This is a genomic window from Acidovorax sp. GW458-11-26-14-TSB4, assembly GCF_059423865.1.
On the sequence record NZ_JBWKYR010000001.1, the window covers coordinates 1101312 to 1122948 of the forward strand.

General features: G+C 66.0%; 17 protein-coding genes and 1 pseudogene. 14 read left to right on the forward strand and 4 right to left on the reverse strand.

Annotated elements, in window-relative coordinates; genetic code table 11:
- Positions 1 to 6 precede the first annotated feature (6 nt).
- The 3 genes from AC07X5_RS05350 to AC07X5_RS05360 form a co-directional block, all read right to left on the reverse strand.
- Positions 7 to 780, reverse strand: a complete 774-nt coding sequence (locus AC07X5_RS05350; protein ID WP_409955691.1) for a tetratricopeptide repeat protein — start codon at positions 778 to 780, stop codon at positions 7 to 9.
- Between the two features lie 55 nt (positions 781 to 835).
- Positions 836 to 1498, reverse strand: a complete 663-nt coding sequence (locus AC07X5_RS05355; RefSeq protein ID WP_409955689.1) for a TetR/AcrR family transcriptional regulator — start codon at positions 1496 to 1498, stop codon at positions 836 to 838.
- 211 nt (positions 1499 to 1709) lie between these two features.
- Positions 1710 to 2321, reverse strand: a complete 612-nt coding sequence (locus AC07X5_RS05360; RefSeq protein ID WP_409955687.1) for a phasin family protein — start codon at positions 2319 to 2321, stop codon at positions 1710 to 1712.
- A 205-nt stretch (positions 2322 to 2526) separates the two neighbouring features.
- Between AC07X5_RS05360 and AC07X5_RS05365 the strand changes: the two genes are divergently transcribed.
- From AC07X5_RS05365 to AC07X5_RS05430, 14 genes and pseudogenes are all read left to right on the forward strand, one after another.
- Entirely contained in the window at positions 2527 to 4512 is a 1986-nt protein-coding gene (locus AC07X5_RS05365) for an SDR family oxidoreductase (RefSeq protein WP_494769290.1), read from the forward strand.
- A gap of 112 nt (positions 4513 to 4624) precedes the next feature.
- On the forward strand, positions 4625 to 5713 hold the full coding sequence (gene rfbB / locus AC07X5_RS05370) for a dTDP-glucose 4,6-dehydratase (RefSeq protein ID WP_494769291.1): 1089 nt from the start codon (positions 4625 to 4627) through the stop codon (positions 5711 to 5713).
- A complete protein-coding gene (gene rfbD / locus AC07X5_RS05375) occupies positions 5710 to 6600 on the forward strand; it encodes a dTDP-4-dehydrorhamnose reductase (RefSeq protein ID WP_494769292.1) in 891 nt (296 codons plus the stop codon). Before rfbB ends, rfbD begins: the two co-directional genes overlap by 4 nt.
- A 14-nt stretch (positions 6601 to 6614) precedes the next feature.
- Positions 6615 to 7499, forward strand: coding sequence for a glucose-1-phosphate thymidylyltransferase RfbA (rfbA, locus tag AC07X5_RS05380; RefSeq protein WP_494769293.1), 885 nt, complete (start codon positions 6615 to 6617; stop codon positions 7497 to 7499).
- A 14-nt stretch (positions 7500 to 7513) separates the two neighbouring features.
- Positions 7514 to 8068: a dTDP-4-dehydrorhamnose 3,5-epimerase gene (gene rfbC, locus AC07X5_RS05385; protein WP_409955678.1), complete on the forward strand. Its 555-nt coding sequence runs from the start codon at positions 7514 to 7516 to the stop codon at positions 8066 to 8068.
- A 36-nt stretch (positions 8069 to 8104) separates the two neighbouring features.
- The gene (locus AC07X5_RS05390; RefSeq protein WP_494769294.1) at positions 8105 to 9073 is read left to right on the forward strand and encodes a glycosyltransferase family protein; all 969 of its coding nucleotides are present in this window, start codon (positions 8105 to 8107) and stop codon (positions 9071 to 9073) included.
- Positions 9070 to 10182, forward strand: coding sequence for a DUF1972 domain-containing protein (locus AC07X5_RS05395; protein WP_494769295.1), 1113 nt, complete (start codon positions 9070 to 9072; stop codon positions 10180 to 10182). Before AC07X5_RS05390 ends, AC07X5_RS05395 begins: the two co-directional genes overlap by 4 nt.
- Complete coding sequence (locus tag AC07X5_RS05400; protein WP_409955672.1) at positions 10179 to 11075, forward strand: glycosyltransferase family 2 protein; 897 nt, start codon at positions 10179 to 10181, stop codon at positions 11073 to 11075. Before AC07X5_RS05395 ends, AC07X5_RS05400 begins: the two co-directional genes overlap by 4 nt.
- A gap of 384 nt (positions 11076 to 11459) precedes the next feature.
- On the forward strand, positions 11460 to 15380 hold the full coding sequence (locus AC07X5_RS05405) for a glycosyltransferase (protein WP_494769296.1): 3921 nt from the start codon (positions 11460 to 11462) through the stop codon (positions 15378 to 15380).
- Positions 15381 to 15437: 57 nt separating this feature from the next.
- Positions 15438 to 15548 (forward strand): annotated as a pseudogene (locus AC07X5_RS05410) (hypothetical protein); the annotation flags it as partial.
- Positions 15549 to 15560: 12 nt separating this feature from the next.
- Positions 15561 to 17270 carry a class I SAM-dependent methyltransferase gene (locus AC07X5_RS05415; RefSeq protein WP_494769473.1) on the forward strand — a complete coding sequence of 570 codons (1710 nt, stop codon included), beginning with the start codon at positions 15561 to 15563 and terminating at the stop codon, positions 17268 to 17270.
- A 25-nt stretch (positions 17271 to 17295) separates the two neighbouring features.
- Positions 17296 to 17811 carry a hypothetical protein gene (locus tag AC07X5_RS05420; protein ID WP_409955667.1) on the forward strand — a complete coding sequence of 172 codons (516 nt, stop codon included), beginning with the start codon at positions 17296 to 17298 and terminating at the stop codon, positions 17809 to 17811.
- Positions 17812 to 18178: 367 nt separating this feature from the next.
- On the forward strand, positions 18179 to 19351 hold the full coding sequence (locus tag AC07X5_RS05425) for a hypothetical protein (RefSeq protein ID WP_409955665.1): 1173 nt from the start codon (positions 18179 to 18181) through the stop codon (positions 19349 to 19351).
- 137 nt (positions 19352 to 19488) lie between these two features.
- On the forward strand, positions 19489 to 20604 hold the full coding sequence (locus tag AC07X5_RS05430) for a hypothetical protein (RefSeq protein ID WP_494769297.1): 1116 nt from the start codon (positions 19489 to 19491) through the stop codon (positions 20602 to 20604).
- A 142-nt stretch (positions 20605 to 20746) separates the two neighbouring features.
- Here AC07X5_RS05430 and AC07X5_RS05435 read toward each other — a convergent pair whose 3' ends face one another.
- A complete protein-coding gene (locus tag AC07X5_RS05435; RefSeq protein ID WP_494769298.1) occupies positions 20747 to 21412 on the reverse strand; it encodes a hypothetical protein in 666 nt (221 codons plus the stop codon).
- Between the last annotated feature and the right edge of the window lie 225 nt (positions 21413 to 21637).

Here is a 21637-nt window from a genome sequence, read left to right on the forward strand (position 1 = left end):
GCTCCATCAATCCTCCAGTTCGGCGCGCGCCATCTCCACGTCCAGGCGCTCCATCGCATCGGCAGACTCGCAGGCGGCGGCCTTTTCGTACAACTGGGTCGCTTCCTTCATCTTCTTGTCGCCTTCGAGCATCACCAGCGCATTGGCGTATTCCACCATGGCGATGGCCGAGCCGGGGTTGAGCTTCAGCGCCTCCTGGAACAGCTTGAGTCCCGTGTCCTTCTTGGCGCCATAGGTCATGCCGCCGATCAGCGAGCCCACCTTGTCGATCACCTCGGCATGGAAAGCACCCAGCGCAATGCGTGCATCGGCATGCTTGGGGGCCAGGGCGATGGACTTTTCCAGTGACTCCTTGACCTTGCCGCCCAGGCCCTGGGCCAGGGCCTTGGCCACGCTGATGCCCTGGCTGTAGCGGCCCAGGGCATAGGCATGCCAGTACCAGGCGTTGGCATTGTTCGGGTCTTCGCCGGCCTGGGCCTCGGCGCGCTCGGCCACCTGGGTGAACAGGTCCAGGCGGGTCTTCTCCTTTTGCTCCAGGTAGTTGGCGTAGATGGCCGTGGCCTTGTTGGCCACCGTGATGCCGGGGCCGCCCGCGGCCAGGCCGGCGGCGGTGGCCTTCTCGAAATCGCCGCTGTGGAACAGCGCCCAGGCCTGCAGCACGGCCGCGTCCTTGGGGCAGGGCTCGGCGTCTCCGGTGTGCAGCCGGGCCCAGTGCTTCTTGACGCTCGTGGCATCGAAGCTGTAGTCACCCGCATGGGGGAAAGGGGTCCATTTGGCCATGGTGTGTCTCCTGTGGTTCTTGGGGTCGGGTGTAGGGGAGAGGGCATCCTGGGGCTCAGCCCGGTGGGGTGGCATAGGGGCCGACGAGTTCCAGCAGGTGCGCGCGCTGGCCGCTTTCCAGGTAGGGCATCAGCAGGTTGAGTACATGGTGAGCGCCGCGCAGCAGGGCCACCTGGGCGCTCTCGGGCTCCAGGGCGCGGCGCGGGTCGCGCACGTACTCGAAGCTCAGCCAGTAGGTCAGCACCACCACCATGCTGGTGGCGGTGGCCTCCAGTTCGCGCGTGTCGATGTGCAGTGCGTCGGAGCGGCCCATGCCGTCGAGCATGGCACGCACGGCGCGCGTCTTGTTCTTGAGGATGGCCTGGAAATGCGTCTCCAGGCGCCGGTTCTTGGACAGCAGGTCGTTGAGGTCGCGGTACAGGAAGCGGTACTGCCAGATCAGCTCGAACAGCGTGTGCATGAAGAACCAGGCGTCCTCCACGTTGCGCACGCCATCGGCGGCGGCCAGCAGCTCGGTCAGCGACTGTTCATAGCGGTCGAACAGTGCATTGATCAGCTCGTCCTTGGCCGGGTAGTGGTAATACAGGTTGCCGGGGCTGATGCGCAGCTCGGCCGAAATCAGGGTGGTGGAGACGTTGGGCTCGCCGAACCGGTTGAACAGGTCCAGCGTGACTTCGAGAATGCGTTCTGCGGTGCGTCGCGGCGCTTTCTTCACCATGTGTGCGGGCCCTCTTCGCGTCGTTTGGGATCGGTGTTGGGATGTCTCTGGTGGCTACTCTAACCGAGCCGCAGATGCTGCATTGCATCAATATTGGCATGTCCTTAGAACGTGTTTCGGCAGCTGCTTCCCAACGAAAAACGGCTGGCACGCACAGGGCGTGTCAGCCGTTGGCGCAACGGGCCGGTCGGGGCGGCCCATTGGCTGGGGATCAGTTGGAAGCTGCAGGTGCCGGGGCAGGTGCAGCGGCCTTGGCGCTGGCCTTCTTCGCTGGGGCGGCAGCCTTCTTGGCGGGAGCGGCCTTGGCTGCAGGCTTGGCGGCGGCCTTGCGGGGGGCGGCAGCCTTCTTGGCGGCGGCCTTCTTCGCTGGGGCGGCGGTCTTCGCTGCGGCCTTGGCAGGTGCCCTGGCCGAGGCGGTCTTGCCGGTACCCTTGGTCAGGGCGTCCACACGCGCCGTCAGGGCTTCCAGGTCACGCGCCGAGGGCACGCCCAGCTTTGACAGGGCCTTGGCCACGCGGTCTTCGAAGATGTTTTCGAGCTTGTCCCACTGGCCCTGGGCCTTGGAGCCGATGTCGCTGGCCATGGTGGTCACGCGGCTGGTCGCTTCGGAGATCTTCTCTTCGGCCACGGCCTGGGTCTTGCGCTGGATGGACAGGCCTTCCTTGACCAGGGATTCGAACACCTTGCCGCCTTCTTCCTGGGCCTTGGAAAAGGCACCCAGGCCCGCCAGCCAGATCTGCTGGGCCGAGTCCTTCACGGTGCTCGACAGTTGGGCGTTGCTCTTCTTGTTGTCGGCGCTGAGTTTCTGCAGTTTCTTGACCATGGGGCCTCCGGTATGGGGTGGGTGGTTGGAGTTGCCAGTGCCGGGTGGCTTTGGCGCATGGCCGAACTGTACGCCGCGTGGCAGGCCAGGTGTAGGCGCGCGCTCCTAAAAACGTAGAGCGCGGCGTCTAAGGCTGCACGGGTTTGTGCTGAATCGGCCGCCCGCGCGCTTGCGCAAGAATGAAGCAATCTCACAGGAGTTTTTCATGCAGTATTTCGTGACGGGAGCTACGGGGTTCATTGGCAAGCGGCTTGTGAAGAAGCTGCTGGAGCGCAAGGGGGCCGTGGTGCACTTCCTGATCCGGCAGGAAAGCGCGGACAAGGTGGCCGACCTGCGCAGCTACTGGGGTGTGTCGGCGGCGCGGGCGGTGCCGGTGTTCGGCGACCTCACGGCCAAGAAGCTCGGCGTGGCCTCCGAGGACGTGAAAAAACTCAAAGGCCAGATCGACCACTTCTACCACCTGGCCGCGGTCTACGACCTCGGGGCCGATGAGGAAACCCAGGTGGCCGTGAACATAGAGGGCACGCGCAACACGGTGGACCTGGCCCGGGCGATCGACGCCGGGCACTTCCACCACGTCTCTTCCATCGCCGCGGCCGGACTGTACGAAGGTGTGTTCCGCGAGGACATGTTCGAGGAGGCCGAGGGCCTGGACCACCCGTACTTCCAGACCAAGCACGAGAGCGAGAAGATCGTGCGCCAGGACTGCAAGGTGCCCTGGACGGTGTACCGCCCGGCCATGGTGGTGGGCGACAGCACGACCGGCGAGATGGACAAGATCGACGGCCCCTACTATTTCTTCAAGCTGATCCAGCGCCTGCGCCAGCTGCTGCCGCCCTGGATGCCCACCGTGGGCCTGGAGGGCGGGCGCGTGAACATCGTGCCGGTGGACTTCGTGGTCAATGCGCTCAACGTCATCAGCCACCAGCAGTCCATTGCCAAGAAATGCTTCCATCTGGTGGATCCGGTCGGCTACCGCGTGGGCGACGTGCTGGACATCTTCAGCCGCGCAGCCCACGCGCCGCGCATGAACCTGTTCATCAACGCCGCGCTGCTGGGCTTCATCCCCAAGAGCGTGAAAAAGAGCCTGATGGCCGTGGCCCCCGTGCGCCGCGTTCGCAATGCCGTCTTGAAGGACCTGGGCCTGCCCGAGGACATGCTGACCTTCGTGAACTACCCCACGCGCTTCGATTGCCGCGAGACCCTGGCGGCGCTCAAGGGCTCGGGCGTGACCTGCCCCAACCTCAAGGACTACGCCTGGCGCCTGTGGGACTACTGGGAGCGCAACCTCGACCCCGAGCTGTTCATCGACCGCAGCCTCAAGGGCACGGTGGCGGGCAAGGTGGTGCTGGTCACGGGTGGCTCCTCGGGCATCGGCCTGGCGACGGCACACAAGTTCGCCGAGGCCGGGGCCACCACGGTCATCTGCGGGCGTGACCAGGACAAGCTCGATGAGGCCTGCGCCGAAGCCCGGGCCAAGGGCTACGAGTTCATCGCCTATGCCGCAGACATCGCCGACATGGCCGACTGCGACCGCTTCGTGCAGTTGCTGATCGACAAGCACGGCGGGGTGGACTTTCTCATCAACAATGCGGGCCGCTCCATCCGCCGCGCCATCGAGTCGAGCTACGACCGCTTCCACGACTACGAGCGCACCATGCAGCTCAACTACTTCGGCTGCCTGCGCGTGACCATGGGCTTTTTGCCCGGCATGGTGGCCAAGCGCAAGGGGCATGTGGTGAACATCAGTTCCATCGGGGTGCTGACCAACGCGCCGCGCTTTTCGGCCTACGTGGCCAGCAAGGCGGCCCTGGACGCCTGGACGCGCTGCGCCTCAAGCGAGTTCGCCGACCAGGGCATCACCTTCACCACCATCAACATGCCGCTGGTGCGCACGCCCATGATCGCGCCGACCAAGATCTACAACAACGTGCCCACCCTGAGCCCCGAGGAAGCGGCCGACATGATCGCCCAGGCCTGCATCTTCAAACCGGTGCGCATCGCCACCCGCCTAGGCATCACCGGGCAGATCCTGCACGCGCTGGTGCCACGCGTGGCGCAGATCACCATGAACACGAGCTTTCGCATGTTCCCGGATTCCACCGCTGCCAAGGGCGCCAAGGATGCCAAGCCCCAGCTCTCCGCCGAAGCGGTGGCGCTGCAGCAGATGATGCGTGGCATCCATTTCTGATGGTCCTTCCAACAGCCTCGGCGGGCCCGTGTTGAACTCTGTTACCGGGTAACCGGGCGGGGTGGGATAATCGCGGGTTCTGCCGAACAAGGCATTTCACACAGCCCACCCTATGATTCTGGTTACCGGCGGCGCGGGTTTCATCGGCGCCAACTTCGTTCTTGACTGGCTTGCTGCCTCCAGCGAGCCCGTCGTCAACCTCGACAAGCTCACCTACGCGGGCAACCTGCACAACCTGGACGGCGTCAAGGGCGATGCCCGCCATGTCTTCGTGCAGGGCGACATCGGCGATACCGCCCTGATCGCGCGCCTGCTGGCCGAGCACAAGCCGCGTGCGGTGGTCAACTTTGCGGCCGAATCGCATGTGGACCGCTCCATCCATGGTCCCGAGGATTTCATCCAGACCAACATCGTCGGCTCGTTCCGCCTGCTGGAGGCAGTGCGCGCCTACTGGAGCGCGCTGCCCGAGGGCGAGCGCGCGGCCTTCCGCTTCCTGCACGTGTCCACCGACGAGGTGTATGGCTCGCTCGCCCCGACCGACCCGGCCTTCGCCGAGACGCGCGGCTTCGAGCCCAACAGCCCGTACAGCGCCAGCAAGGCGGCCAGCGACCACCTGGTGCGCGCCTGGCACCACACCTACGGCCTGCCGGTGCTCACCACCAACTGCAGCAACAACTACGGGCCCTACCACTTCCCCGAGAAGCTGATCCCGCTGATGATCGTCAACGCCCTGGCCGGCAAGAACCTGCCGGTGTATGGCGACGGCATGCAGGTGCGCGACTGGCTGTATGTGAAGGACCACTGCAGTGCCATTCGCCGCGTGCTGGAGGCCGGCGCTCCCGGCGAGACCTACAACGTGGGCGGCTGGAACGAGAAGCCCAACATCGAGATCGTGAACATGGTCTGTGGCCTGCTCGACGAGCTGCGCCCGCGCGCCGATGGCCAGAGCTACAAGGCGCAGATCACCTACGTGAAGGACCGTCCCGGCCACGACCGCCGCTACGCCATCGACGCGCGCAAGATCGAGCGCGAGCTGGGCTGGAAGCCCGCCGAGACCTTCGACACCGGCATCCGCAAGACCGTGCAGTGGTACCTGGAGCATGCCGACTGGGTGGCCAGCGTGCAGACCGGTGCCTACCGTGACTGGGTGCAGACCCAGTACGCGCAGGAGCCCGCCGCCGTTGCGGACGCCAGCGCATGAACATCCTGCTCTTCGGAAAAGGCGGCCAGGTCGGCTGGGAGCTGCAGCGCAGCCTGTCCGTGCTGGGCACGGTCACGGCGCTGGACTTCGACAGCACCGAGCATTGCGGTGACTTCTCCAACCCCGCTGGCGTGGCCGAGACGGTGCGCACCTTGCGTCCCGACGTCATCGTCAATGCCGCCGCCCACACCGCCGTGGACAAGGCCGAGAGCGAGGTCGACTTTGCACGCACGCTGAACGCCACCACGCCTGGCGCCATTGCTCAGGAAGCCGTCCAAATCGGCGCCTGGCTGGTGCACTACAGCACCGACTATGTCTTCGACGGCAGCGGCAGCCGCCCCTGGGTGGAGGCCGATACGCCGGGCCCCTTGAGCGTGTATGGCCGTACCAAGCTCGAAGGCGAGCAATTGATTGCCCAGTCCGGCGCAAAGCACCTGATCCTGCGCACCAGCTGGGTCTATGCCGCACGCGGCGGCAATTTCGCCAAGACCATGCTGCGCCTGGCGCAGGAACGCGAGCGCCTCACGGTGATCGACGACCAGTGGGGCGCCCCGACCGGTGCCGATCTGCTGGCCGACGTGACGGCCCACGCCATCCGCCACCTGCAAAAGCACCCCGAGGACGCGGGCCTGTACCACCTGGTTGCCGCTGGCGAAACCAACTGGAACGAGTACGCGAAATTCGTGCTGGCCACGGCGGCGAAGCACCCGGTGGGTGAAAAGATCGTCGCCAGGGAAGTCGCGCCCGTACCGACCAGCGCCTTCCCCACGCCGGCCGTACGCCCGCACAATTCGCGCCTGGACACCAGCAAGCTGCGCAGCACCTTCGGCCTGACCCTGCCGCACTGGCAGGCAGGCGTGGCACGCATGCTCACCGAGATCCTCTGAGAAATACCAACCCCATGACGGCACGCAAAGGCATCATCCTCGCCGGAGGTTCCGGCACCCGGCTGCACCCGGCCACCCTGGCCATCAGCAAGCAATTGCTGCCGGTGTACGACAAGCCCATGATCTACTACCCGCTGAGCACGCTGATGCTCGCGGGCATCCGTGACATCCTGGTGATCAGCACCCCGCAGGACACGCCGCGCTTCGAGCAGCTGCTGGGTGATGGCAGCCAGTGGGGCATCAACCTGCAGTACGCGGTGCAGGCCAGCCCCGATGGCCTGGCGCAGGCCTTCGTGATCGGCGAATCCTTCCTGGCCGGCGCACCGAGCGCGCTGGTGCTGGGTGACAACATCTTCCACGGGCACGATTTCCACGACCTGCTGGGCAGCGCGGCCCAGCGCAACGACGGCGCCACCGTGTTCGCCTACCACGTGCACGACCCCGAACGCTATGGCGTGGCCGAATTCGATGCCAACGGCAAGGTGCTGTCGCTGGAGGAAAAGCCCAAGGTCCCCAAGTCGAGCTATGCGGTGACCGGCCTGTACTTCTACGACAACCAGGTGGTGGAACTGGCCAAGGGCCTCAAGCCCTCGGCCCGCGGTGAGTACGAGATCACCGACCTCAACCGCCTGTACCTGGAGCGTGGCCAGCTCAATGTGGAGATCATGGGCCGGGGCTATGCCTGGCTCGACACCGGCACGCACGAGAGCCTGCTCGAAGCCGGCCAGTTCATCGCCACGCTGGAGCATCGCCAGGGCCTGAAGATCGCGTGCCCCGAAGAGATCGCGTGGCGCTGCCAGTGGATCGACAGCGCGCAGCTGGAGCGCCTGGCCCAGCCGCTCACCAAGAACGGGTACGGCCAGTACCTGATGCGCATCCTCAAAGAAAAAATTTACTGAACCGCCGTTTTCCCATGCAAGCAACCCGTCTGGCCATTCCCGATGTCGTGCTGATCGAACCCAAGGTGTTCGGCGATGCGCGCGGCTTCTTCTTCGAAAGCTTCAACCAGCGCGCCTTCAACGAGGCGACCGGTACCGACCACGATTTCGTGCAGGACAACCACAGCCGCAGCGCCCGCGGCGTGCTGCGCGGCCTGCACTACCAGGTCCAGCAGCCCCAGGGCAAGCTGGTGCGCGTGGTGCGCGGTGCCGTGTTCGACGTGGCGGTGGACATCCGCAAGGGTTCTCCCACCTTCGGCCAGTGGGTGGGCGAGGAACTGAGCGAAGACAACCACCGCCAGCTGTGGGTGCCGCCAGGCTTTGCGCACGGCTTCCTGGTGCTCAGCGAGACGGCGGAGTTCCTGTACAAGACCACCGACTACTACGCTCCCGCGCACGAGCGTTGCATCATCTGGAACGATCCGAGCATCGGCATCGCGTGGCCCGACATCGGCGCCAACCCCTTGCTGTCGGCCAAGGACCAGCAGGGCCTGGCCCTGGAGAATGCAGAAGTCTTCGCGGCCCGCTGACGGCGGCCCTGGCGTGCACGCCCCGAGGCCCCCGGCATGACCCTGCATGTGCTCCTGTGCAGCCACAACGGGGCACGCTTCATTGCCGAGCAGATTGCCTCGATCCGCAGCCAGGTCCCCGGCGTGGATGTGATCCACGTCTTCGACCATGCCTCGCACGACGGTACGCGGGCCGTGCTGGAGCAGCTGGCGTCCCAGCCGGGCGCTCCGCTTGAGCTGCACTGGCAGGGCGATGCCCCCGGGCCTGCGATGTCCTTTTTCCGTGCCATCGGCCACCTGGCGCCGCATGTCGATGCGGCGGACGGTATTTTCCTGGCGGACCAGGACGATGTCTGGCTGCCCGGCAAGGTGGCTGCCATGCTGGAGGCGGCTGCCGCCCGCACCCGGCCCTGGGCGCTGTTCCACGACGTGCAGGTGGTGGACGAAGCGCTTGCGCCCTTGCAGCCCAGCTTCTACACCGGCAACCCGTACGCCGTGCCACGCGATCTCGACCCCCGGCGCCTGCTGGTGACCAACCCTGTGGTCGGGCACACGCTGCTGCTCTCGGGGGACCTGCTCGCGCAACTGGCCCGGCTGCCCGAGCAGGAGGCCTACGTGATGCACGACTGGGCCGTGGCCCTGGTGGCCCAGCGCATGCAGTGCCTGGCCTATGTGCCGCAAGGCCTGTCGCTGTACCGCCAGCATGGCGCCAACCTGCTGGGCGCATCGCGCCAGCGCTCGCTGGGCGAGCAGTTGCGGCGCGGCATGCGGCTGGCCGAGCGCGTGCTGGTCCAGGCCATGGCCTGGGCGCGCGCGCAGCCGGGTGGCGCACTGCCGGCAGCCGCTCCGGCGGCCCAGGTGCCCGGCTGGCTTGCGCAACCCTGGGCCGGGCGCAGCCGGGCCCGGGTGGCGCTGCAACTGGCCTGGCATGCGGTGGTGTCGGGACCCACGCCGCGGCGCCGGGCCATGGGGCTTTTCCTGCTGCTGCAGGCGTTGCGCCCGGCGCCCCAGGGCAGCCGGCCATGAGCGATTCCGTCCAGGGGCCGCTGCGCATCGCGGTCATCGGCACCGACGGCTTGCCGGCACGTTATGGCGGGTTCGAGACCTGCGTCGAGCAGCTCGCGCCCCGGCTGGCGCGCCGAGGGCATGCCACGCTGGTCTTCGGTTCCTCGGTGGGCCGCACCGCACGGGCGGTGGACGGGCCGCGCCTGGCCCACCGCTACCTGCCGTTGCGCGCCAACGGCCTGTGGTCGGTGCCCTATGACCTGCTCAACTTCCTGGTCTGCTGGCGCCGGGTGGATGCCATGCTGATGATGGGCGTGTCGGGCGGCATCTTCCTGCCCCTGCTGCGCCGCCTGGCCGGCCCGCGGCGCATCATCGTGAACGTGGACGGGCTGGAAACCCGGCGCGACAAGTGGACCGGCTTCAAGCGCTGGTTCCTCGGGCGCAGCGAGGCCCTGGCCGTGCGCCATGCGCACGTGGTGGTCAGCGACAACCAGGGCATCGCCGACATGGTGCAGGCCCGGTATGGCCGCGCCAGCAGCGTCATCGCCTACGGCTGCGACCATGTGCTGCAGTTGCCTGCGGACCGGGCGCGTGCATTGCTTCAGGAGCGCTTTGGCCTGGCACCCGGCGGCTACCTGTTGACGGTGGCGCGCATCGAGCCCGAGAACCACATCGCCGAGATGCTCCAGGCCTTCCTGGCGTCGCCTCTGCCGCTGTATGTGCTGGTGGGCAACTTCAGCGCGACGCCGCTCGGGCGCGAACTGCTGGCGCGCTACCAGGGCGAGCCGCGCGTGCGCTTCATCGATTCCCTGTTCGACCCGCAGGCGCTGGCGGCCCTGCGCGCCGGCTGCCATGTCTACCTGCATGGGCACAGCGTGGGAGGAACCAATCCCTCGCTGGTGGAAATGCTGCCGTACCAGCGGCCGCTGCTGGCCTTTGATTGCAGCTTCAACCGCCATACGCTGGACAACCAAGGCGGCTATTTCGCCGACGTGCCCGCGCTCATGGCGCAACTGCAGAGCCTGCGGGAGCACGCATGGGTTCCCCGGCCGACGCTGGCAGAGCGCTACCGCTGGGACGCCATCGCCGATGCGTATGAGGCCCTGTGCCGCTCGGGGGGCGCTGCATGATGCCACGCGTCCTGGCCTGCGTGGTGGCCTACCATCCGGACAACCGCCGGCTGCAGGCCCTGGTTGCCCGCCTGCAGCCAGAGGTGGCGGATGTGCTGGTCATCGACAACGGCCAGTCGATCGACCCCACCGCGGCGCCCTGGTCGGACATGCCGGGCGTGCACTGGTATTCGGCACCCGGCAACCTGGGGGTGGGCGCGGCGCTGAACCTGGCACGCCAGCGGGCGCTGGAGGGCCCCTACGATTTCCTGCTGACTTTCGACCAGGACTCTCTGCCCCCTGCGGGGTACGTGACCGGGCTTTTGGATATCTGGTCGCACGCGGGGGATGCCGTTTGCCGCTGGGCAGCGCTCGGGCCGGCCATTCGGGATGAGGTCACGGGGCGGACCTTGCCCGTCCGGCGCGTGGACCCGCAACTGCACCTGGTGCTGTCGGCGGATCCCTGGCCGGCGCGGCAGACGCTGGAGGTGGACCACGCCATCACCTCCGGTTGCCTGTACCCGGTGGCGGCCCTGTCTGCCGTGGGGCCTTTCAAGGGAGACTGGTTCGTGGATATGGTCGATACCGAGTGGTGCTGGCGGGCCCGCCACCGGGGCTGGTCGGTCATGCAAACCGGGGCGCTGGTGCTTGAGCACACCATCGGAAAGGCGGGAGCGACGGTGCTGGGACGCCAGGTGCTGGCGCACCCACCCCAGCGCATCTATTTCCAGGTTCGCAATACGCTGTGGCTGCTGCGCTCGCGGGAAGTGCCCCGGGGCTGGCGGCGCCAGCTGTTGGTCCCGCTGGCGCGCAAGCTGCTGCTGCAGCCCCTGCTGCCCGACCGGCGATGGGCGCGCCTGCTTGCCATGGTCCGGGGAGGGGTGCACGGGCTCTGGCAGCGCCCGGGCGGGTAACACCGGGGCGTGACAGATGCCGCCCTGGTGTGACCGGTGCCGCACCGATGCGCAATATTTTGGATGTGACTGCCCTTCCTGGTGCAACAATCCGTTGCTGTTGCCTGGGTAGGCGCACGATCTTGGCTGCATACGACAGAATATAGAATTGCAGACCCGCTCTGAGGGCCGCTGCGGCGGGCCTCGGGCAATAAATCCCACAGACCTGGTCTCTGCCCTGGCATTCACCGCGGTCCTTTTCATTGGCAATGGTCAGCCTCACCGAGGGGCCGTCGCCAGCGAGGGCCTGGCTTTTGTCGTGCCTGCACCTTTTTTGCGGATGCACGCCGGTTTCCATGCGCCACAGACCGTCCCCACGTTCCTTTCCTGATCTGAATGCACAACATGCACCCTAGCGAGGCTGAGATCATTCCCTACCACGCCTCACCCGTACCTCCCGCCCCAGGAGGCGTGCTCGTACTGGCGCCCCATCCCGACGACGAAGTCTTCGGCTGCGGCGGGGCCATCGCCGGGCATGTGCAGGCGGGGCACCGCGTGCACACCGTCCTGCTGACCGCCGGTGGGCATGGCGAAGAAGAAGCCGGCCCGGGCGGGTATGCAGACACCCGCCTGGACGAAAGTACCGAGGCGGCCCGCGTTCTGGGCCTGCCGCCGCCCCGGTGCTGGGGCCTGCCGGACCGCGAAATCACCTATGGCGAGGCGCTGGTCGACAGGATCATGCAGGCAATCGGCGACACGGGTGCCGATGTGGTGTACGCCCCGTCGCCCTGGGAACTGCACCCTGACCACCGCGCCACGGCACTGTGTGCCATCGAGGCCGTGCGCCGGCTGGAGGGCGTGGGCCTGCACCTGTACGAGGTGAGCGCCCCGCTCCGGCCGAACCGGCTGCTGGACATCACGCCCTTGTGGGCGCTCAAGCAGCAGGCCATGCAGGTCTTTGTCAGCCAGGAGAAGAAGCTGCCGTATGCGAGCTTCATCTCGGCGCTCAACCGTTTTCGCGCGCTCACGCTGTTCCCCGCGTCGGACTATGCCGAAGCCTTCGAGAGCTACACATCGGCCGAGCTGCGCGCCGGCGGCCCGCTGCTGATCGAAGGCGAAAAGCAGCGCCTGCTGGGCCGCGGCGTGGCCGTGCTCCCGCAGGACATGCCATTGGTCACGGTGATCGTGCGCACCATGGGCCGGCCCACGCTGGCCAAGGCCCTCGGATCCGTGGCGCTGCAGACCTACCCACACCTGGACATCGTGCTGGTGGATGCCGCCGGCGACGGCCTGCCTGGTACGCAGTGGGCCGGCGGCCCGGTGCCCGTGAGCCTGGTCTCGCAGGGCCGAAAGCTCAACCGCGCGCTCGCAGCCAATGCCGGCATGGCTGCCGCGAAGGGCGAATACCTCATCTTCCTGGACGACGACGACTGGTTCTACCCGGACCATATCGCCAAGCTGGTGCTGGCAGTGCGCCAGAGCACCACGGTGAAGGCGGTGCACACGGCGGTGGAATGTGTCGACGCCCAGAGCGAACCCGTGGGCGAGATCTTCCAGTTCCCTTATGCCTCGGGCGAGTTGCGCTACGGCAACTTCATGCCCATCCACTCGGTGCTTTTCCACCGCAGCCTGGTGCAGGCCGGCGGTGCCGCTTTCGACGAACGCTTCGATCTGTACGAGGACTGGGATTTCTGGCTGCAGGTGGAAAGCCGCACGCCGTTCCAGTTCGTGCCCGGTGTTTCGGCCGCCTACCGCATCCACGCCGGGGCGGGCGAGGGCGTGCAGGCCGACCGCCAGCGTGCGGCCGATGCCACGGCCCAGCTCTATGCCAAATGGCAGGTGCTGCAGTCCCAGCAGACCTTCGAGGAGCTGGTGACGCGCGCGCTCTCGCGGCGCAGCCTGCTGTCCAAGCTGGCGGAGCGCGCCAAGGACGTGACGCGTCTGGCCGACGAGCGGGCGCGCCTGACGCAGGAACTGGTGGAGCAGCAGCAGCGCGCGCTGGATGCGCAGCAGGCGGCTGACAAGGCACGCCAGGATGCGCACCATCTGGGCGAGGCGCACGAGCTGGCCTGTGCCGCGCGCGATCTGGTGCAGCAGGAGCGCGACGGCTTCGTTGCCCAGCTGCATGCGGTGGTGCACGACCGTGAAGCCGTGGTGCGCGAGCGTGATCTGGCGACCCAGCACGGTGCGAACGTAGCAGCCCTGTACACCGAGGCACAGACGCAGATCGGAGCCCTGCAGTCGACGACCGCGGCGCTGGGGGCGGAAATCGCGCTGGCGCGCAACCATGCGCACAACCTGCAGACCATGCTGGACGCCACGCAGCACCAGTTGCGCCTGGTGACCGCTTCGCGCTCCTGGAAGATCACCCGGCCGCTGCGCCTGGTGGTGCGGCTGCCGCGCTATGCCCGCAGCGTGCTCGCGGCCTACTCGGTGGCGCGGGGGCGTGGGACGGGGTTGTCGCACCTGGCCAAGCGCACGGTGTCGGTGCTGCGCGCAGAGGGCATGCAGGGCGTGCGCCAGCGCCTGCGGCGCATGCTGCACGGCTCCGGGCATGAACTGGAACCCGTGGACCCTGGAGCGCCCGCCGCTCCGGACGCGGCACCCGGGACCGGAGCACGCACCTATGCCGACTGGGTGGCGCAGTACGACACCATGGACCCCGTGAAGCTCTCGCGCCTGGTGGCGCAGGTGGGCGAGCTGCCGCGCCGGCCGCTGGTGTCCATCATCATGCCGGTCTACAACCCCGACCCGCGGGATGTGGGACGCGCCATCGCCTCGGTGAAGAGCCAGGTCTACCCGCACTGGGAGCTGTGCATCTGCGACGATGCTTCGACCAAGGCCGGCACGCGCGAGCTGCTGGAGGCTGCGGCCGCCGAGGACTCGCGCATCCGTCTGGCCTTCCACACCAAGAACCAGCACATCTCCGCCGCGACCAACACGGCCATCGGCCTGGCCAAGGGCCAGTACATCGCGCTGCTGGACCATGACGACGAGCTCACGCCGCACGCGCTGCTGCGGGCCATGCAGGCCTTCGTGCAGAACCCGCAGGGCAAGGTGCTGTACTCCGACGAGGACAAGATCGACCAGGACGGCCGGCGCTTCGACCCCTACTTCAAGCCCGACTTCAACCTGGGCCTGCTGCGCTCGCACAACTACATGTGCCACTTTGCGGTCTATGAGGCCGAATTCATGCGCCAGCTCGGCGGTCCGCGCGTGGGCTTCGAGGGGGCCCAGGACTACGACCTGGCGCTGCGAGCGGTCGACAGCGTGGACGCGGCTGCCGTGCTCCACGTGCCGCAGATTCTGTACCACTGGCGCACCGCAACCGGCAGCACGGCCTCGGGCCACGGCAACAAGAGCTATGCCTTCGAGGCCGGCCGACGCGCCCTGCGGGAGCACCTGCAGCGCCGCAGCCTGCAGGGCGAGGTGCTGGAGGCGCCCGAAGCCTCCGGCATGTACCGCGTGCGTTGGAGCATCCCCGCCAATCCGCCGCTGGTGAGCATCGTCATCCCCACGCGCAACGGCGAGAAGATCCTGCGCCAGTGCCTGGACAGCCTGGTCCAGACCCGATACCCCAATTACGAGGTCATCGTGATGGACAACGGCAGCGATGAGGCCGCTTCGCTGCAATTGCTGGCCGAGCGCACGGCGTCGGGCCAGATCCGCGTACTGCGCGACGACGGGCCGTTCAACTTCTCGGCCATCAACAACCGGGCGGTGCACGAAGCCACGCGCGGCGAGTTCGTGCTGCTGATGAACAACGACATCGAGGCTACCCACCCCGAGTGGCTCGACGAGATGGTGGGCCCAGCCCTGGAGCCTGGCGTGGGCTGCGTGGGCGCCCGGCTTTGGTATCCCGACGGGCGCATCCAGCACGCGGGCGTGGTGCTGGTCTGCGGCGTGGCCGGCCATGCGCACAAGCTGCTGGCCCGGGGCCAGCATGGCTACATGGGGCGGGCCGTGCTGGCGCAGGACTTCGTGGCCGTGACCGCCGCCTGCCTGCTGCTGCGCAAGTCGATCTACGAACAGGTGAACGGCCTCGATGAAACCCTGGCCGTGGCGTTCAACGACGTGGACTTCTGCCTGCGCGTGCGCGAGGCGGGCTACCGCAACCACTGGACGCCCTATGCCGAGCTGATCCACCACGAATCCGTCTCGCGCGGCTACGAGGACACGCCGGAGAAGCAAAAGCGCTTCAACTCCGAAGTGAAGATCCTGCAGACCCGCTGGCCCGCGCTACTGGCCAACGATCCCTGCTACAACCCGAACCTGACCATCTTCGCCGAGGATTTCTCGCTGGCGTGGCCTCCGCGCGTCGCCTGATGGGTACCTGCTGCCGCCATTGCTCCATGCACCGTTCCTCTCCTCCGTATCCGACCTATGAGCCGACTTGACTCCCTTTTGCCGCTGTTGGCCTGCCCGCGTTGCGGCGCCAGACTGAACCCGCACCCGAGCCAGGTGGTGTGCGCGGACTGCAGCACGGCATACCCTCTGCGCAATGGGGTGCCGGTGCTGCTTCCGGAAACCATCGAGGAAGCCGGAACGGGCGAGGCGTCGGTGGACGATCCCGTCTCCCGCCACCCCTACAGCCAGGAGTCGCTCCGGATCATCGAGGAGCACCGGGGCGAATGGGTTCTGGACCTGGGGGCAGGCGGCAAGCTGCAGCGCTGGGACAACGTGGTCCAGATCGACATCTTCCGCTACCCGATGACGGATGTGGTAGGGTCGGCGGACCGGCTGCCCTTCCGGGACAACAGCTTTGGCGCGGTGATCAGCCAGGCGGTGTTCGAGCATCTGCAGTACCCGCAGGCCGCGGTCGAAGAAATTCGCCGCGTGCTCAAGCCGGGTGGCGTGGTCAAGATCGACACCGCGTTCCTGCAACCCGAGCACGGCTACCCGCACCATTTCTACAACGCCACCGAGACCGGCCTGCGCGAGTGGTTTCGCGAGTTCGACCTGCGCTGGAGCGGGGTGGAGCCCCACCAGCACCCGCGCTGGTCGTTGAGCTGGTTCCTGGGCGTCTACCTCGACCGCCTGCCCGCCGACGCGGCCGCACTGCTGCGCACCACGCCGTTGGGCGACGTGGTCGACGCCTTGCACCGCTCTGGGACGGGTGCCGCCATGCCGCAGGACGCAGCCATCATGGATGCACTCGGCGCGCTGCCCGAACACCACCTGCGCACGCTGGCCGCGGGGGTGTCCATCCGGGCGATCAACCCTTCCAAGACCCTGTCCTCCGTGTCCACGCCATCTGTGGCGGGGGCGCCGCCTGTCGTGGCCACGGATCTGGACCGCAAGCTCTCGGCCACGCGGCTTGATCTGGAGCACCTGCGTGAGGAACTGGCTGCGGCGCAGGAGCAGCGGCTGCTGGCGAACGACCTGGCACGCTACATGGCGCAGTATTACCGGGAGATCCCCGACCCGGACGCGCCTGAACCCCCGGTACCCAGTCTCCAGGTCCGCTTGGTTGCCTGTGCCAAGGATGTCGCACGGGCGGTGCTTCCGGGGCCTGTCTGGAAATTCCTGCGTGGCATCGCCCGCAGCCGTCGGGCTGCGGCTGCTGCAAGGGCGGAAGAAAGCCGGAAGGTCGCCCCTCTCCAGGAAGCGGACGTGGTGCCCGCCGTCGCAGCGCAGCAGCCCTTTGTCTCTGTGGTGCTGCAGCCGTTTGACGAAGAGGCACTCACCACCGCATTTTTCTCACTGGTGCGCCAGAGCCATACGGGCTGGGAAATGATCTTGCTGGGACACCCCGACCAGTCGCCCGCAGTCCGCAAGGCGATGGCCGACTTCTGCCGGCTCGACAAGCGCGTCGTGCTGGTGGGCAAGGACGAAAAGGCATGGGATTGGCGCGGGCGCTACCGGCTCATGCTGCAGGAGGGCACCACCTTGTCCTTCAATGCCCTTGAGGAGATGTTCACCCTGTCGCTGGCGCGTCCTGGCACAGAGGCCATCATGGCAGACCATGACGCCACCCTGGGGCGCGATGACGTGATGCCGCCCATGCGCTGCCTGAGTGCGCCGGTGCCGCAGGCGGGCAGTTCTTTGGCGGCCTCGGCTCCGTTTGTCCTGCTGATGACCGATGCATTGCGCCGAAATGGTGCGGGCGGCATCATCGATGTGAACTATCAGCAGCTTGCCCATATCCCATTGGTGCTTTTTCACACAGTGCAAGAGCCCTCATCCCCTGCGGATCGCTCCACCGTGATTCGCTGAACCTTCACACTATCTCGAGACACACATGAAGAATTTTGCACAAAAGATCACGCTCGCCGCCGCCATGGTCGCGGTGTTGCCTTGGCTGGCTGGCTGCGCAACCTCGCAGCCGGCAGGGAGCGCTGCTGCAGCGCCCGCCCCAGCGCCAAAGGAGTCCAAGCCACTCAACCTGGCTTTCGAATCGCCTGCGCTGGAAGCCAAGATGGCGCAGCTCGGTGTGCTTACCAATTTCAAGAGCTATTGGCAAGCCCATGTGGATCGCAACTGGGCGCTGCGCTACGATCTGGAGCACGGGATCGACCCCAAGCGGACCAATTCGCAGTTCTATGGCGACTACTACGCCAAGGCATGGTCCCTGACGTCGCTCAAGGTGCACCAGGTCGACCAGGACGGCAAGAATGTGCTTCTTCAAATCGAGGTCACGCTGGTCGACCCCACCGGCAAGAAGCCGGACAACAATTTCCGCATGACCGATGCCTGGCTTGACGCCGATGGGCAGTGGAAGCACATCAACATGGATGGGATCCTCAAGTCGCGCTGACCGGGGTGACGTTGCTTTCAGGCAACTGGCCGTCATGGGGCCCGGATTTCGGCATGCGCCCACGGCGCCCAATTTCGTGGAGAGCAGGCCGGCAATGCCGCCGCTTCAGCATGCAAAAAGGATGGCTGGCGGATGTTGCAAGGGTGCAACATCCATCCCCCTACTTGTGACACCAAACACATTTTATCTACGCACCCCCGCGCAAATTGGGGGGCGATTGTGTAGGATGCGAATCAACAGTCCATAGAGTCCGCTTGTCTAGTTTGTGTACGCGGGGCGGATTGTTGAAGTATCTGGTGTAAACTTGTAAAGCTATGAGTGTGGGCTTGCTCAGGTGCTTTTTTTAATTTTTATGGAGAAATCTGTGATGAAGAAGAAACTTCTTGCTGTAGCAATGGGCGCCATGCTCGCTGCTGGTGCTGCAAACGCTGTGACCGTGAATCACGCTGGCCTGGGTGATTTGCTGGTTGCTCCCTCCTATTTCATCGGTGGGGGATGGCAAAGTGAGTTGAAGGTTATCAACACGAGCCTGACGCAATCCGTGGTGGCCAAGGTCGTGATTCACGACAATGAGCGCTCTGAAGAACGTCTGGACTTCTTGATCTACCTGTCGCCTGGCGACGTGTGGGTTGGTACCCTGGCCAGCCAAGCTGCTGCTGCTAACGGCCAAACGACCCGTTCGGTGGTGACCTCCAGCGACGATTCGATCCTGCTGCCTAACTCCAACACGTTCGCTTCCGCTGCTACCCCAGCAGTGATCGTGAGCGGTGGCGGCGAAGGCCGTGCTCCTCTGACCAACATCGGTTACATCACGATCATCGAATCGCAAGCATTCGACATCGCTCCTAACCGTCCTGGCGTGGCCAAGGCTGCCATCAAGGCCGCTTTCGACGCAGCTCCTGCAGTGGTTGCCGACACCAACACGCCTAACGTGCTGGCTGGTTTCCTGACCATCTCCAACTCGCTGAACGGCCAAAACGCTTCGCTGCCTACCCTGGCACTGGCTGACTACAACAACCGCATCAAGCAAAACATCGGTGTTGACTCCAGCCTGGGCGCTCCACGTTCGCAAGCTACCGTTGCTGACATCGAAGACGCACTGTGGAAGACCTCGTTCGTGGTGCCTTACACCGTGAGCGCCAACTCGTCTTCGCTGGTGTCCTTCACGTTCCCAACGAAGCTGACGTACCGTAACGTCATCAGCGGCCAGTACCCCTTCCAACGCAAGGTGGCTATCGCTGCTGACGTGTTCGACTACAGCGAAAACACCATCACCGGTCCTACGTTCAACATCTCGCCTCTGCCAGCTGCTGGCGTGACCGATGTGTTCGAACACGACTGGCTGGCTTTCGGCAGCCAAATCAGCGTGGGCACGTTCACCGCTGGCTGGGCTAACGTTCGTTACGCCAACCCAACGGTTTCCGTTGGCCAGACCACGGCTCCTTCCGTGAACCTGGGCAAGTCGGGCGGCCCTGGCGTTGTTACCTACATCAACACGATTGGCCCAGAAGTCACGTGGCACTACGCTCCTTCTAACTAAGAAGTTGCGACTTTAGTAAAAAAGGCCGCCGGCGAGAGCTCGCGGCCTTTTTTTTTTGGGTGGATGCAATGCGGTATCTAATTGTTATTTTTTTGGCTGCGATGGGTACGTTCGCCCAAGCTGCGAACTTCGTTTCGATGCACCAGACGGCGCACAAGATCGCGCTGCCTCCGCCAGCCGGCTCGTTCAACTACACCTTTGACACCAAGGTCGGCTTCAAGGAGCAGTACGCTCCCACCGGCGTGACGGGCTGTGCTATCGGTTTTGGCACCGGCGGCTGCGCCTTCCCTGGCGGAGGCTCCCTGTCCCTGCCTGAATTCACTGGCTTCCAGATGCAGAACCAGGAATTCAAGATCTTCATTCCAGCAGGCGCGCGCTCGTTCCTGTTTTCCGGCTATGCACCCCAGGGCACCCAGTCGGCCTTCGTGCTGCGCTACGGCAAGGAGCCGACCCGCGTCGCCCCCCTGAGTGGCGCCGAGTACCAGAACGCGCAGACCGGTGAGCGCATCGACACCTCATTCTCGCGCCTGATCAAGGAAGACGTCGACCATTTCGTCGTGCACGACGGTGGCGGCACCCTGCGCTTCGTGGGCGGCCAGCTCGATGCCAACCGTGGCAGCACCGACCAGGGCAAGTGGCTTTACGTGCGCCAGCTGAGCGGCGCAGCGCTGTTCGACTACCAGGGCGCCATCGACGTGGACATGCCCAAGTACGCGGCCGGCTATGCCACCATTTCGTGGACCACCAGCCCCTTCCCGGATCCTGTGGATGCCGCGTCGCCAACGACCCCGACGACGCCCACCACGCCTACGACTCCCACTACGCCCACGACGCCAACGACCCCGACGACGCCAACGACCCCTACCACGCCGACGACGCCTGGGTCCGTGACCACGAACGTGGTGTCCACGGCGGGGCAGCCCCTGAAGCTGGATATCACGCTGACGCAAACGACTGCAGACGTCGCTGCCAGCGACAGGACCAGTGTGTGGATCGCAGCGCGCATTCCTGCCAATGGCCTGTTCTTCACGACCGATGTGTGGTTCTTCCGCAAGATGGACTCCTGGGCCCAGTTGGTGCTGCCCAGCCCCGAAACCGTTGCATATTCCAGCCAGATCCCCAATGCGGGAGCCCTGAAGTTCACCCCGACGATGGATCTGACGGCCGAAGAACTGCGTGCTTTCGGCATCGAAATCTACTTCGGTTTCAAGAACAGCAATGGATCCTTCGTCAACAAAGGCAAGATCTGGTAAGTACCCACCAGTAGTGCGTTGCTGACGTCAAAAAGGCCCTTTTGGGGCCTTTTTGCATTCCGACGAGATGAGTGACCAAGCCAGCCCACTGGGGAGTGGGGTCGCCTCCCCATTTCTCCTCGCTGCGGCGGGCAGCAGCCATTTACTGCCGGGGGGCGCTCGGAACCTGGAACGGGTTGGCACCCTGGTTCTGCTGCATGCTGGCATTGTTGCGGGCTGCATTCAATGCCTCGGACAGGCTGTTGAACACCGTGTTGGCAGCGTTTGGTGAATTTGCGGCTGGCGCAGCAGCGGCAGCCGCTTGCTGCTGCTGGGCCGCGGCTTGCGCGACGTTGGCGCCTGCGGGCGGCGCAACCGCCGCGGCGGCTGTTGTCTGTGCCGTCGGATCTCCGGCGGGCGCCTGCACCACGGGCGTGGCACCTTGCACAGGTGCCTGGCTCTGGGCCACGGGGGCTGGAGCGCCCGGGCCCGCGGCCCTGTCCGTTTTCTTCGTGAAGTAGATGCTCTGCTGTCCGCCGGGCGCCGACAGCACCACGTGGGTGGGGTGGACCTGCGCCAAGGTGAATTCGCCCAGCGCCTGCCCCTCACGGAAGGTCGAAAACGGGCGCCCCTCCGTGGCCGCGCTGGCGAAGCGCGGACCCAGGCGCACATTGGCCATCTTCACGCTGCCTGCAATCACCACGCCGTACAACTGCAGATCCTGGTCGGTGACTACCGCGGGCGGCGGTGGCGGCGGTGGCGGTGGGACGGGCGGGACGCGGTCTGGCCACGCCTTGCGCTGGGCATCGAAGGGGTTGGCTGCGCCCATGTGGACAGGGGCGGCTGTTGGTGCTGCCACCGAAGGCGCAGCGGCCGGAAGCGCTGTGGCAGGCCGCGCAGCGGGCCCAGGTGCGGCGGGTGCCGCGCCCTGGGGGGCCTGTGCCAGGGCCTGCCCGCTCAGAGCGATGCCTGCTGCGGCCAGTGCGAGCGCCAACGGAGATGGCAACTGTTTGCTGGCCGAAGCGGAAAGGAAACCAAGAGTAGGCATGTACTC

Coding starts and splice junctions, on each gene's coding strand:
- AC07X5_RS05395 (WP_494769295.1), top strand. CDS start 9,070: ATGAGCGATTCCGTCCAGGGGCCGCTGCGCATCGCGGTCATCGGCACC.
- AC07X5_RS05405 (WP_494769296.1), top strand. CDS start 11,460: ATGCACCCTAGCGAGGCTGAGATCATTCCCTACCACGCCTCACCCGTA.
- rfbD (WP_494769292.1), top strand. CDS start 5,710: ATGAACATCCTGCTCTTCGGAAAAGGCGGCCAGGTCGGCTGGGAGCTG.
- AC07X5_RS05425 (WP_409955665.1), top strand. CDS start 18,179: ATGAAGAAGAAACTTCTTGCTGTAGCAATGGGCGCCATGCTCGCTGCT.
- AC07X5_RS05365 (WP_494769290.1), top strand. CDS start 2,527: ATGCAGTATTTCGTGACGGGAGCTACGGGGTTCATTGGCAAGCGGCTT.
- rfbC (WP_409955678.1), top strand. CDS start 7,514: ATGCAAGCAACCCGTCTGGCCATTCCCGATGTCGTGCTGATCGAACCC.
- AC07X5_RS05355 (WP_409955689.1), bottom strand. CDS start 1,498: ATGGTGAAGAAAGCGCCGCGACGCACCGCAGAACGCATTCTCGAAGTC.
- AC07X5_RS05430 (WP_494769297.1), top strand. CDS start 19,489: ATGCACCAGACGGCGCACAAGATCGCGCTGCCTCCGCCAGCCGGCTCG.
- AC07X5_RS05390 (WP_494769294.1), top strand. CDS start 8,105: ATGACCCTGCATGTGCTCCTGTGCAGCCACAACGGGGCACGCTTCATT.
- AC07X5_RS05420 (WP_409955667.1), top strand. CDS start 17,296: ATGAAGAATTTTGCACAAAAGATCACGCTCGCCGCCGCCATGGTCGCG.
- AC07X5_RS05400 (WP_409955672.1), top strand. CDS start 10,179: ATGATGCCACGCGTCCTGGCCTGCGTGGTGGCCTACCATCCGGACAAC.
- AC07X5_RS05350 (WP_409955691.1), bottom strand. CDS start 780: ATGGCCAAATGGACCCCTTTCCCCCATGCGGGTGACTACAGCTTCGAT.
- rfbA (WP_494769293.1), top strand. CDS start 6,615: ATGACGGCACGCAAAGGCATCATCCTCGCCGGAGGTTCCGGCACCCGG.
- rfbB (WP_494769291.1), top strand. CDS start 4,625: ATGATTCTGGTTACCGGCGGCGCGGGTTTCATCGGCGCCAACTTCGTT.
- AC07X5_RS05360 (WP_409955687.1), bottom strand. CDS start 2,321: ATGGTCAAGAAACTGCAGAAACTCAGCGCCGACAACAAGAAGAGCAAC.
- AC07X5_RS05435 (WP_494769298.1), bottom strand. CDS start 21,412: ATGGGCGCAGCCAACCCCTTCGATGCCCAGCGCAAGGCGTGGCCAGAC.